We start from the raw sequence: 11,971 nt of genomic DNA on the forward strand, positions 1-11,971 counted from the left end.
TGCATATGAAACAAAAAGGATTTACATTAATTGAAGTGTTAATTGTAATTGTTATTATAGGTATTCTCGCCACAATTGCTTATCCTTCGTACCAGGATTATATAATTAAGACAAATCGAACAGACGTGCAAAGTGAAATGCTGGGCATTAATCAAAAATTGTCAAATTATAAAATGGCAAAAGGTACTTATAAGGACGCACAACTTGAAAATGGTACATTAGAAGAAAACTATCCGAGTACTGGAGCAAATCCAAATTATAAAATCACATTGGTGATTTCTTCTGATAATTTAACATGGTCTTTAACAGCTTCTCCTGTTTCAGGTTCTAAACAAGATGGAAATGGTGCAGTAGTTATAAATAATCGAGACCAAAAATGCTGGACTAAAGGTACTTCATGTACCCCATCTGCTACCTCAAATTGGGATGGTCGTTAAAAATACAAATTCAAAATTGTGGATAAATAAATTTTGATCTTTCTTTCGTTGTAAAGATACCGTAAAATACTGCCCTCTATGAAAGGGGTTTGAAATGTGTCGATGGTCGATACAGGGATAATCCGTAAAAACTATAAGGTTCTATCTATCATGGTCGTAATTCGTCTGGCACGCGGTGGTGCTAAAAAACGTCCGTTCTATCAGGTTGTTGTTACTGATAGCCGCAATGCGCGTGACGGTCGTTTCATCGAACGTATTGGTTTTTTTAACCCGACAGCTCAGGGTCAGGCGGAAAAGCTTCGTCTGGATGCTGACCGTTTTGCACATTGGGTTGCTCAGGGCGCTCAACCGTCTGAACGTGTTGCTTCTTTAGCGGCTCAGGCCAAAAAAGCTGCAGCAGCTACTGCTTAATTATTGATTTAATTGGTAAGCAGGTAACCCATGACACCAGCACAGAATGTACCCGAAGATCGTATTCAGATTGGACAGTTGCGTTCAGCATATGGATTAAATGGGTGGCTCTGGGTCTATTCCAATACAGAACCCATGAGCAACATCTTTGACTACCTACCGTGGTACATTGAAACCGGGGCAGGATGGCAAACAGCAGATGTAAAACGCTGGAAACCACATGGCAAGGGTTTGGTTGTTTCGCTGAAAAGTGTGAGTGATCGCACTGCGGCAGATGGCCTGGTCGGCGCCGGTATCTGGATTTCAAAATCGCAACTGCCTCAACCGGGCGTGGATGAGTATTACTGGTCAGATTTAAAGGGCTTAACTGTGTTGGGTCTGAGTGATGAAGAGCAGGAAGTCAATCTCGGTCAAATCCATGAACTGTTTGAAACAGGGGCCAATGACGTTATGGTGGTTCACGCGACACCGGACAGCGTCGATGGCGAAGAGCGAATGATTCCATGGCATAAGGATGTGGTGCAGCGGGTTGATCTCGAAGCTGGTCGTATCTACGTCAACTGGGGCGTGGATTATTAATCCTTTCAGGATGAACGCAGCAGGAAAATAGGGGAGTCTGTGGTGTTTTTTGCAGTCATTACACTTTTTCCTGAAATGTTCGAAGCGATTACAGCTTACGGAATTAGCGGGCGTGCGGTAAAACGTGACATTTTACAGTTCAGCTGTATTAATCCACGCGATTTTGCCGAGGGTAACTACAAAAGAGTGGATGAACGTCCATTTGGTGGTGGCCCGGGTATGGTGATGATGGCAGAGCCTTTGTCTCAGGCAATCAACCATGCCAGAAAGCTTGCAATGCAGGCAGGATGTGTTCATGTGCCTGTGGTGTATATGTCACCTCAGGGAAATACACTGAATGAGTCTGCAGTACAGCAGTTTGTTGAATATGATGGACTTATTGTACTGTGTGGGCGTTATGAAGGTGTTGATGAGCGTCTGATCCAGCGTTATGTTGACCAGGAATGGTCCATTGGTGATTACGTTTTGTCGGGTGGTGAACTCCCTGCGATGGTTTTAATGGACAGTATCATCCGGAAGCTTCCGGAAGTGATGTCAGATGAACAGTCAGTAGTGCAGGATTCATTTGTGGATGGTCTTCTGGATTGCCCACAATATACCAGGCCAGACCATTTTGAAGGCCTGAATGTTCCGGAAATATTAAAATCGGGACATCATGCCAATATTGAAAAATGGCGGTTTTTGCAGCGTTATCAGCGTACACTTGAACGCCGGCCTGAGTTGGTGGATAAAGTGGAGTTGACAAAGCAGCAGAAGAAATGGCTGAAAGATGAGCGAGGAAGCAACAACCATTGATGATTGTTGTCCGAGCCCAGGACGAGAAGCGGTGCTTCGAGTCAGGACTTAAAACATAAATTTTAAGTATCCATAAACAGGCTTTTTATTGACTGATCACAAAACTCAGCAATAAAGGGAAAGATAAACGGGTCGATATGCGTTTTAGCCTCTATCCCCAGCGGTTGTACAGAGTTTTTCTGTTCCGCACCTATTGGAGATTCCCACAATGAGTGGTAAACATCCTTTAATTCAAGCAATTGAAAATGAGCAGTTAAAGTCAGATATTCCTGCGTTTGCACCAGGTGATACTGTTGTCGTTCAGGTAAAAGTAAAAGAAGGTGAGCGTGAGCGTCTTCAGGCTTTTGAAGGTGTTGTTATCGCGAAGAAAAACCGCGGTCTGAACTCTGCGTTTACTGTTCGTAAGATTTCCAGCGGTATTGGTGTTGAGCGTGTATTCCAGACACATTCACCGATTGTTGCAAAAATCGAAGTGAAACGTCGTGGTGATGTTCGCCGTGCTAAACTGTATTACCTGCGTGAATTGTCAGGTAAGGCTGCACGTATTCGTGAAAAACTGCCTGCACGTAAACAGGGCTAATTTCAGTTTTGTTTTAAAAGCAGCATTTTAGCGGGCTGATAAAGCAAAGTGATGGAATAAGGTTTTGAAGTAAAAAATGCGCCAGATGGCGCATTTTTTATGTTTTTAAAATGATGATGAGTAATTTATAAGCCCTGTTCTTTCAGACGGTTGGCATGCTGACGATACAGTGCCACCGGGTCCGGTGAGAATAGACCACGCAGTCCCAGGAACTGGTTGATTTCATCAAAATGATTCAGTTTATAGTCATTTCTGATGACCCGACCATAGTTGGAACTGCAAATGGATACCAGGCCATCACTCTGGGTTTTCATCAGAGATGAAAAGTAGGCAATCAGTAGGGTATCTGCAACATCCAGGGGATTGGTAAACAGGCGATTCCCTGTCCAGGAATAATGATGGATTCCATCGTCAGTGATATGTTTTCCGGTACTGTTGCAGTCAGCAGCAATTGCTTCGGACGGGTATGCCCTGTTAAATGCTGCTGCACCTTCAGCAGAGATGGAGTTAAATGCATCCTGGTAATTATTGGGCAGGTGGGGATTGCCACTCAATAAGGTAATTGCTCTGCCGACAACTGTGTAAGCCACCAGCGATACAGGATTCAATATGCTGTTTTCCAGTGTGGTATCTGCAAACTCAGCTCCCCTGAATGCGCCGGCAATGGCGGTCAGTGATGCAACCTGATCGGGGATGACTGCCCCGATATACTGAATGGTGGGCCCGCCCTGACTGTGGCCAATCAGATTGGCTTTTTCTGCGCCTGTCACAGCAAGGACAGTTTCCACCTGTTTGAGCAGCTGTTCACCGCGGACCTGTGTTGAATTGACCGGAGAAACCTGAGTTGCATAAACGGTCGCTCCGTTACTGGTTAAATCAGGTAGAATCTGATACCAGTAATCCACACCAAAAGGGTTGCCACCCAATCGTGAAAAGCCGATCAGTCCGTGGACCATAACCATGGGATACCGGGTTTGTGCATAGTCTGATTTTACAGTATTTGCTTGGGCTTTTATTAATAACTCGGAAGCAGAGGCTGTCTGCGCCGTGGTTATACATGACAACAGGCCTGTAAGTGTAAAAATATGTCGGATATGTCGTTTTATTTTCATATATAGAGCTCCTATTGTTAATTTTTTCTAAATTAAAACGTGAACTCTATCGCATATTTTTTGAACAAAAGTAAAATGTGAACAAAAAGCAAACAATATTCAGGCAAAAATAAAATAAATCACTTTTTATAAAAAAATGCGCCGTAAGGCGCATTTTTTGTACATCAGTGCTAAAAAACTACAGTCCCTCGTTTTTCAGGCGGTTGGCATGCTCACGGTAAACCTGGACTGGGTCGGCAGTGAACCAGCCACGTATGCCCATCATCTGGTTGACTTCATCCAGGTGATTCCAGCCGTAGTCATCACGGATGGTTTTACCAAGGCGTGAACTGCAGACCGGAACCAGGCCATCATTTTTACCGGCACTGTTCACAAAAAAGGAGGTTGCTTCCATTGCATAGTCCATTGGGTCAAACATATTGGTAAAAGGTGAGCGGCCTATAAATGAATAGAGCTTGATTCCATTTTCTTCTGCCGGTCCATCTCCACATGCTGTGTTTGGAATTCCCATTGGAAAGTTCTTATTGAAAGCCAATGCGCCTTCAGTGGACAGACTTTTGGCACCGGCCAGTGAATCATGCGGGAAGGTATTCGGGTCCAGGCCACTGGCCCAGGTGATTGCGCCTGAAAAAGCATTGACAATGGTAGCTACGACAACATTCAGTCCTGTACCATTCAGCATGTCATTGGCTTTTACCACAAAATCTGCCATGGGTGAACCACGGTTGGGCCCTGCAACTGAGGTCATGGAGGCAATCTTGCCCGGTATGGTCCCACCGACATAACGGATGGACTGTCCCCCGTGGCTGTGCCCGATCAGGTTGACTTTGTCAGCGCCGGTTACTGCTAGAATGTCCTGGACCTGCTTCAGCAGTTGTTCCCCGCGTACCTCAGAAGAGTTAAAGGGGGAGACCTGGGTTGCATAAACGGTCGCTCCGTTACGGGCTAAATCCGGTAGGATCTGATACCAGTAATCCAGTCCAAAATTCTCTGTTCCGAGACTAATGAAGCCGGTCATCCCATGGGCAAACACGATGGGATATTTGGTTTTTGCATACCCGGAGTCGACTTTACTGGCAGTGACCTGTTTGAACAGATCTGCGGCATTTGTTGCAGTCGTAATAAGTGATGATGCAGTGATTAAAGCTACAGATAATAATTTGTATTGCATTTTTAAAAGTCCTTTTAAAATTTCCACCGATGTAGTTAAACAATAGATAAAGCGATTAAAGTCCTCCGGTTTTAATCGATTGGCGTGCTGACGATATAACGTCACCGGATCAGTGAAGAATAAACTCGTCATGCCCCGGTAGCGGATTGATTCATCAGGATCGGTGTCGTCTGGTCATCACCTATTACCGGCCCATTATGGGTATACAGTGGTTGATCAGACCATCATCATCCTTAATTTTTATAAGAGATCGGTGCCAGCTGGAAAGTGGCAGGATCAATAACACTCAGCGATTTTCCTGTTGTGCTGTGTCAGTCCGTAACTGACGGTAGCCCTCCCATACTGGCTGTTCTTTTTCTTCCTTATTATGTGTCGGAACTGGTAAAATTCCGGCAATAGTCCACACGGCTACAGATCAGCAAAAACCAGATATTTCATGATTAAATATCATGGGGCATCTGGTCTTTACATTGTCAGCCCCCACTTTATGGACTGATACTTTGTGAAAGGATGCTGTTCTGTTGCATGGCCGTTGCAATGACAGATGCAGAAAAAGCAGGCCTGGTCTCTATACGTCAGTATCCGTTGCTGGTCCTGACCTGCTGTTGTTGGTCATCCTCTCGTGATGAGTATTATATCCAGTCAGTAATCAGAGCCCCACATTTTTCAGACGATTGGCATGCTCACGGTAAATCTGGACTGGATCGGCAGTGAACCAGCCACGTATACCCATCATCTGGTTGACTTCATCCAGGTGATTCCATTTGTAGTCATCGCGGATGGTTTTACCGAAGCGCGTACTGCAGACCGGGACCAGGCCATCATTTTTACCGGCACTGTTAACAAAAAGGGAGGTTGCCTGGAATACATAATCTATTGGGTCCAGCAAATTGGTCATCACTGACTGGCCGGTAAGGGAATAGAACTTGATTCCATTTTCTTCTGAAACGCCATCGCCACATTTTGTATCCGGGATACCGGCAGGAAAGTCCTTGTTGAAAGCCAGTGCACCTTCAGTGGACAGACTTTTTGCAGCCGCCAGCGAGTCATGCGGGAAAGTATCCGGGTCCAGGCCATTGGCCCAGACAATGGCACGTGAAGCAACATTGGCAACGGTGGTTAAGACTGTATTCAGACCGACTTTACCCAGTGTGTTATAGAGTTCCAGTGCGGTGTCCGCCATAGGTGAGCCGCGGTTAACCCCTCCAACAGTCGTGGCGGAGGCGACATTTTTCGGCATGGTGCCGGCAACGTAACGAACGGATTGTGCGCCGTGGCTGTGCCCGATCAGATTGACTTTCTCAGCCCCGGTTACTGCCAGAATCTCGTCAACCTGTTTGCGTAACTGTTCCCCGCGGATCTCAGAAGAGTTAAAGGGAGAGACCTGTGTTGCAAAAACCGTTGCACCATTACGTGCCAGGTCAGGCAGAATCTGATACCAGTAATCCAGTCCAAAATTCTCTGTACCCATACGCGTGAAGCCCGACAGCCCATGGGCAAAAACAATCGGATATTTGGTTTTGGCATATCCGGCAGAATCAACTTTGTCGTCAGTGACCTGTTTGTATAATGTTTCAGCATGTGCAGTGGAGGCCAGCGATGATACAGCCATTAAAGCTACAGATAATAATTTGTATTTCATTTTAAAAATTCCTTTTAAAAATTTAATCGGTGTAGTTAAACAAAAGCGATTAAAGTTCTCCGGTTTTAATCGATTAGCGTGCTGACGATAACGTCAATATATGGTAGACAATTGATTTAATGTGGATTAATTCATCGTTGGCGCCCGCTTTGCGGACTGCTGCCTCGTGAAAGGATGTTGTTGCATGGCCGTTGAAGTGACAGATGCAGAAAAAGCAGGCCTGGTCTATACGTCAGTATCCGTTTCTGGTCCTGACCTGCTTTTGTTGGTCATCCTTTCATGATGAGTATTATATCCAGTCAGTAATGTAATCAGAGCCCGGCATTCTTCAGACGATTGGCATGTTCACGATAAACCTGGACTGGATCGGCAGTGAACCAACCACGCACGCCCATGACCTGGTTGACTTCATCCATGTGATTCCATTTATAGTCATCACGGATGGTTTTACCGAAGTGCGTACTGCAGACTGGGACCAGGCCGTCATTCTTGCCAGCCACGTTTACAAACAAAGAGGTTGCCTGGAGTACATAATCTATTGGGTCCAGCAAATTGGTTATCACTGACTGGCCGGTAAAGGAATAGAGCTTGATTCCATTTTCTTCTGAAACGCCATCGCCACATTTTGTATCCGGGATACCGGCAGGAAAGTCCTTGTTGAAAGCCAGTGCACCTTCAGTGGACAGACTTTTGGCAGCCGCCAGCGAGTCATGCGGGAAGATATTCGGGTCCAATTGGCCGGCCCAGACAATGGCACGTGAGGCAATATTGGCAACGGTGGTTAAGACTGTATTCAGACCGACTGTACCCAGTGTGTTATAGAGTTCCAGTGCGGTGTCTGCCATAGGTGAGCCGCGGTTAACCCCTCCAACAGTCGTGGCGGAGGCGACATTTTTCGGCATGGTGCCGGCAACGTAACGAACGGATTGTGCGCCGTGGCTGTGCCCGATCAGATTAACTTTCTCAGCCCCGGTTACTGCCAGAATCTCGTCGACCTGTTTGCGTAACTGTTCCCCGCGGATCTCAGAAGAGTTAAAGGGAGAGACCTGTGTTGCATAAACGGTCGCTCCGTTACGGGCTAAATCCGGTAGGATCTGATACCAGTAATCCAGTCCAAAATTCTCTGTTCCGAGACTAATGAAGCCAGACAGCCCATGAGCAAAAACAATCGGATATTTGGTTTTTGCATACTCGGAGTCGACTTTACTGACAGTGACCTGTTTGAACAGATCTGCGGCATTTGTTGCAGTTGTAATAAGTGACGATGCAGTGATTATAGCTACAGATAATAGTTTGTATTGCATTTTAAAAGTCCTTTTAAAATTTCCATCGATGTAGTTAAACAATAGATAAAGAGATTAAAGTCCTCCGGTTTTAATCGATTGGCGTGCTGAGGATATAACGTCACCGGGTCAGCGAAGAATAAACTCGTCATGCCTCGGTAGCTGATTTATTTCATCAGGATCAGTATCGTCTGGTCATCACCTATTATCGGCCCATTGTGGGGGATATAGTGGTTGATCAGATTCTCATCATCCTTAATTCTTATATTATAAGAGATCGGTGCCAGCTGAAAAGTGGCGGGATCAATACATTGTCAGCGTCCACTTTGTGGACGGGGACCTTGTGAAAGGATGTTGTTGCATGACTGTTGAAATGACAGATGCAGAAAAAGCAGGCCTTGGTCTATACGTCAGTATGCGTTTCGGGTCCTGACCTGCTTTTGTTGGAAGTCATCCTCTCATGATGAGTATTATATCCAGTCAGTAATCAGAGTCCTGCATTTTTCAGACGACTGGCATGTTCACGGTAAACCTGGACCGGATTGGCAGTGAACCAGCCAATCGTACCCATCATCTGGTTGACTTCATCCATGTGGTTCCAGTTGTAGTCATCTCGGATGGTTTTACCGAAGTGCGAACTGCAGACCGGGACCAGGCCGTCATTCTTGCCAGCCCCGTTTACAAACAAAGAAGTTAGTGTGAGTGAATAATCCGTTGGGTCCAGCAAATTGGTCGTCGCTGACTGGCCGGTAAAGGAATAGAGCTTGATTCCATTTTCTTCTGAAACGCCATCGCCACATGCTGTATCTGGAATTCCCATTGGAAAGTCCTTGTTGAAGGCCAGTGCGCCTTCAGTGGACAGACTTTTGGCAGCCGCCAGCGAGTCATGCGGGAAGATATTCGGGTCCAGTTGGCTGGCCCAGACAATTGCACGTGAAGCAACATCGGCAACGGTGGTGAAGACTGTATTCAGACCGACTTTACCCAGTGTGTTATAGATTTCCAACGCGGTGTCCGCCATGGGTGAGCCGCGGTTAACCCCTCCAACAGTCGTGACGGATGCAACATTTTTCGGCATGGTACCGGCAACGTAACGAATGGACTGTGCGCCGTGGCTGTGCCCGATCAGGTTGACTTTATCAGCCCCGGTTACTGCCAAAATCTCGTCAACCTGCTTCCGTAACTGTTCCCCGCGGATCTCAGAAGAGTTAAAGGGGGAGACCTGTGTTGCAAAAACCGTTGCACCATTACGTGCCAGGTCAGGCAGAATCTGGTAGAAGTAATCCAGTCCAAAATTCTCGGTACCGATACGCATGAAGCCCGACAGCCCATATGCGAAAACAATGGGATATTTGGTTTTTGCATAGTCGACAGAATCAACTTTGTCGTCAGTGACCTGTTTGTATAACGTTTCAGCATGTGCGGTGGAGGTCAATGATGATACAGCCACTAAAGCTACAGATAATAATTTGTATTTCATTTTAAAAATTCCTTTAAAAATTTTATGATTGGCACCCGGTAAGGGATGAATAATCTACTACTTTCTTCGTGAAGCAATTAATTGATTTATCAGTGGTATCGGTATAAGCACAGTTCAGTACTCAGTATAAATAACTGCTTAAATGAATTGTCTTATTGATTCCATTTGTATCTCCATTCATGAGTTATCGTAGCCAATTTATTGGTTTTTTGTGCGAAAATCTGTCAATCCGACGACAATTGGATTGCCTATTTCTTTCTAAAATAAGGGCGTTGATATGATAGCTCTGAACACAGCCGATGATTGAAATCAGCTGTGCATTATTATATAAATGAATGTAACTTTAACGTAATTAATCGGCATATGGCAGTTTGCCACCCTGGTCATGAACACCTTCAAATGTTTTTAAGCGAAGTTGTTCCTGCTGATTACTGAACTGCTGATTGCGCAATTGATTCACTGCATCTTCTTTGGCAGAATCGCTCATCGAACTTTTCATGATGTTGTCACGTTCACCCAGATACTGATCGACACGCTGTTTCCAGTCACTGCGCTGAACGTCCAGTTTTTCCAGGCGCTGTGTTGCTTCGGGACCGACCAGTTGTGTACGCATTTGCCGTATCTCTTCAGGTGATCCACCACGCGCCTTGATTTCAGCAGTCAGTTTATTTAAATCGTCAATTTTAGACAGTTGTTGCAGACTTTCCTGCCATTTCTCGGGTAAGCCGTTGAACAGCTGTTTCAGTTTTTCAGCTTTTTCTGTTGCGGACAGCGACTTGTCATTGATGATGCTCATACGGTTAATGGTGTAATCGTTATAAACATCTTCATTGCCAAACAGACCTTCAATTTCATAATCTGAAAAGAACTGTTTCCTCAGGGTTTTAATCTGGGAAAACACCCCACGATAATAGTCAGGATTGTTCTGATCAGCAGCGCTGACGTGACCGCCATTCGCAGGTTTCATTTTACCCAGGCCGTCACGGTATTGCAGATAGCGGGACCACAGGTCTGTTAACTGGGAAAGCAGGGGGTCTTTGTAGCTGGCTTTGGTGTAGCTGATAAAGTCAGCTTTAATCTGATCAAGATTTTTCTCGCCGTACTGGGTAATGAAATATTCAAAACAGTCCCGTGTCTGCTCATTGACGATCAGGCGATTTGAGTCATCAGTACGAATCTGACAGTTGATCTGAGTGTCCTGTTGGCTTTTACTGGAAAAACTGCCTGCCTGAGTACCGGTCAGTGCCGGAGCGACAGTGCCTGTTTCCGCAGCATGTTCAGTTGATTTTACCGCACTTTCGTCGGCAGTCTGATGCTGAGGTTTTAACCAGAAAATAAGTGCAATGACTGCTATACAGCAGATGCCGATCAGAGCCCAGGTCGATTTTTTTTGTTTACCCAGCATAATATGAAAATCCTTTTTTTAATATTTGTTAATCAAACGTTTTTGAATCTAGCATAAAAAAAATCAAATGGAAGCCAAAATTTGTAAAACAGAACAAATGAATTTGATAAAGTGTGTCTTATTATTTCATGAATGTTCAGGTCCATGTCCCCCACTACGCAGAACACACCTCAGAAGTTGCCCCGTCGCCCCATCAATGGTGTGTTCTTATTGAATAAACCGCTGGGGATTAGCTCCAATGCTGCTCTGCAGAAAGTCCGCTGGTTATTCCGGGCGCAAAAAGCCGGGCATACCGGGGCGCTTGATCCGCTGGCATCCGGGCTTTTACCCATTTGTCTGGGAGAAGCAACCAAGTTTTCGCATTATCTGCTGGATTCGGCCAAGCGTTATCAGACCACCATTCAGCTGGGGCACAGCACCACGACTGGAGATGTGGAAGGCGATATCTGGCAACAGCAGCAGGTTCCACCGTTGAGCCGTGAAAAAATTGAGCAGGTACTGGCAGCATTCTGTGGCGGAATCCGGCAGATTCCGCCTATGTATTCGGCCCTGAAAAAGGGGGGGCGTCCTTTATATGAACTGGCACGGAAGGGAATTGAGGTGGAGCGGGAAGCCCGGCCCATTACCATTTATGCCATTGAATTGCTGAGCTTCACTGAAACCACGATTTCACTGGATATTACCTGTTCCAAGGGCACCTATATCCGGGTATTGGGTGAAGATATTGCCATTGCACTTGGCACCCGTGGCCACCTGAGCTGGCTGCATCGGATTCAGACCGGTCATTTTGCCCTGATTCCGGAATATACCATTGAGTATCTGGAAAGCCTGGATGAGGCGGAACGGGACGCTTTATTGCTTGAGGTTTATGCCCCCGTTGACCATTTTACGAAAGTTCAGGTTCCGGCAGGGCGTGCAGATTATTTTAAAAAGGGCATGGAAAGTAATATTGAACATCCGGCAGCCGCTCAGGTGCTGGTATTTGATGCAGAAACCTGCCTGGGACTGGCTGAAATTACTGATAAAAACAGACTGGTCCCCAAACGTGTCCTTAACCTCTGAACCGAGTAAAAAAG

The 11,971-nt window shown here is 45.8% G+C and carries 12 protein-coding genes; 6 read left to right on the forward strand and 6 right to left on the reverse strand.

Going from position 1 to position 11,971, the window contains the following annotated elements; genetic code table 11:
* Nucleotides 1–5 precede the first annotated feature (5 nt).
* The 5 genes from ACT6PV_RS02080 to rplS all read left to right on the forward strand — a co-directional run bounded on the left by ACT6PV_RS02080 (nt 6) and on the right by rplS (nt 2,802).
* The gene (locus ACT6PV_RS02080; RefSeq protein ID WP_445114852.1) at nt 6–437 is read left to right on the forward strand and encodes a type IV pilin protein; all 432 of its coding nucleotides are present in this window, start codon (nt 6–8) and stop codon (nt 435–437) included.
* Nucleotides 438–587: 150 nt separating this feature from the next.
* Nucleotides 588–848 (forward strand): 30S ribosomal protein S16, encoded by a 261-nt coding sequence (gene rpsP, locus ACT6PV_RS02085; protein ID WP_445114853.1) that lies wholly within the window; start codon nt 588–590, stop codon nt 846–848.
* Between the two features lie 30 nt (nt 849–878).
* Nucleotides 879–1,427: a ribosome maturation factor RimM gene (rimM, locus tag ACT6PV_RS02090; protein ID WP_445114854.1), complete on the forward strand. Its 549-nt coding sequence runs from the start codon at nt 879–881 to the stop codon at nt 1,425–1,427.
* 42 nt (nt 1,428–1,469) lie between these two features.
* A complete protein-coding gene (gene trmD / locus ACT6PV_RS02095) occupies nt 1,470–2,222 on the forward strand; it encodes a tRNA (guanosine(37)-N1)-methyltransferase TrmD (RefSeq protein ID WP_445116997.1) in 753 nt (250 codons plus the stop codon).
* Nucleotides 2,223–2,430: 208 nt separating this feature from the next.
* Complete coding sequence (gene rplS, locus ACT6PV_RS02100) at nt 2,431–2,802, forward strand: 50S ribosomal protein L19 (protein ID WP_445114855.1); 372 nt, start codon at nt 2,431–2,433, stop codon at nt 2,800–2,802.
* Nucleotides 2,803–2,927: 125 nt separating this feature from the next.
* On the opposite strand, the gene ACT6PV_RS02105 is transcribed toward rplS, so the two are convergent.
* From ACT6PV_RS02105 to ACT6PV_RS02130, 6 genes are all read right to left on the reverse strand, one after another.
* On the reverse strand, nt 2,928–3,914 hold the full coding sequence (locus ACT6PV_RS02105; RefSeq protein WP_445114856.1) for a lipase family alpha/beta hydrolase: 987 nt from the start codon (nt 3,912–3,914) through the stop codon (nt 2,928–2,930).
* Between the two features lie 178 nt (nt 3,915–4,092).
* Nucleotides 4,093–5,085 carry an esterase/lipase family protein gene (locus tag ACT6PV_RS02110; protein ID WP_445116998.1) on the reverse strand — a complete coding sequence of 331 codons (993 nt, stop codon included), beginning with the start codon at nt 5,083–5,085 and terminating at the stop codon, nt 4,093–4,095.
* 649 nt (nt 5,086–5,734) lie between these two features.
* Nucleotides 5,735–6,727, reverse strand: a complete 993-nt coding sequence (locus tag ACT6PV_RS02115; protein ID WP_445114857.1) for an esterase/lipase family protein — start codon at nt 6,725–6,727, stop codon at nt 5,735–5,737.
* A gap of 311 nt (nt 6,728–7,038) precedes the next feature.
* A complete protein-coding gene (locus ACT6PV_RS02120; RefSeq protein ID WP_445114858.1) occupies nt 7,039–8,031 on the reverse strand; it encodes an esterase/lipase family protein in 993 nt (330 codons plus the stop codon).
* Between the two features lie 466 nt (nt 8,032–8,497).
* Nucleotides 8,498–9,490, reverse strand: a complete 993-nt coding sequence (locus tag ACT6PV_RS02125) for an esterase/lipase family protein (protein WP_445114859.1) — start codon at nt 9,488–9,490, stop codon at nt 8,498–8,500.
* A 352-nt stretch (nt 9,491–9,842) separates the two neighbouring features.
* A complete protein-coding gene (locus ACT6PV_RS02130; protein WP_445114860.1) occupies nt 9,843–10,895 on the reverse strand; it encodes a lipase secretion chaperone in 1,053 nt (350 codons plus the stop codon).
* A gap of 144 nt (nt 10,896–11,039) precedes the next feature.
* Between ACT6PV_RS02130 and truB the strand changes: the two genes are divergently transcribed.
* Nucleotides 11,040–11,957: a tRNA pseudouridine(55) synthase TruB gene (gene truB, locus ACT6PV_RS02135; protein WP_445114861.1), complete on the forward strand. Its 918-nt coding sequence runs from the start codon at nt 11,040–11,042 to the stop codon at nt 11,955–11,957.
* Nucleotides 11,958–11,971 lie beyond the last annotated feature (14 nt).

This window comes from Acinetobacter sp. WZC-1, from assembly GCF_052544965.1.

Coding starts and splice junctions, on each gene's coding strand:
- ACT6PV_RS02080 (WP_445114852.1), top strand. CDS start 6: ATGAAACAAAAAGGATTTACATTAATTGAAGTGTTAATTGTAATTGTT.
- rpsP (WP_445114853.1), top strand. CDS start 588: ATGGTCGTAATTCGTCTGGCACGCGGTGGTGCTAAAAAACGTCCGTTC.
- rimM (WP_445114854.1), top strand. CDS start 879: ATGACACCAGCACAGAATGTACCCGAAGATCGTATTCAGATTGGACAG.
- rplS (WP_445114855.1), top strand. CDS start 2,431: ATGAGTGGTAAACATCCTTTAATTCAAGCAATTGAAAATGAGCAGTTA.
- ACT6PV_RS02105 (WP_445114856.1), bottom strand. CDS start 3,914: ATGAAAATAAAACGACATATCCGACATATTTTTACACTTACAGGCCTG.
- ACT6PV_RS02110 (WP_445116998.1), bottom strand. CDS start 5,085: ATGCAATACAAATTATTATCTGTAGCTTTAATCACTGCATCATCACTT.
- ACT6PV_RS02115 (WP_445114857.1), bottom strand. CDS start 6,727: ATGAAATACAAATTATTATCTGTAGCTTTAATGGCTGTATCATCGCTG.
- ACT6PV_RS02120 (WP_445114858.1), bottom strand. CDS start 8,031: ATGCAATACAAACTATTATCTGTAGCTATAATCACTGCATCGTCACTT.
- ACT6PV_RS02125 (WP_445114859.1), bottom strand. CDS start 9,490: ATGAAATACAAATTATTATCTGTAGCTTTAGTGGCTGTATCATCATTG.
- ACT6PV_RS02130 (WP_445114860.1), bottom strand. CDS start 10,895: ATGCTGGGTAAACAAAAAAAATCGACCTGGGCTCTGATCGGCATCTGC.
- truB (WP_445114861.1), top strand. CDS start 11,040: ATGTCCCCCACTACGCAGAACACACCTCAGAAGTTGCCCCGTCGCCCC.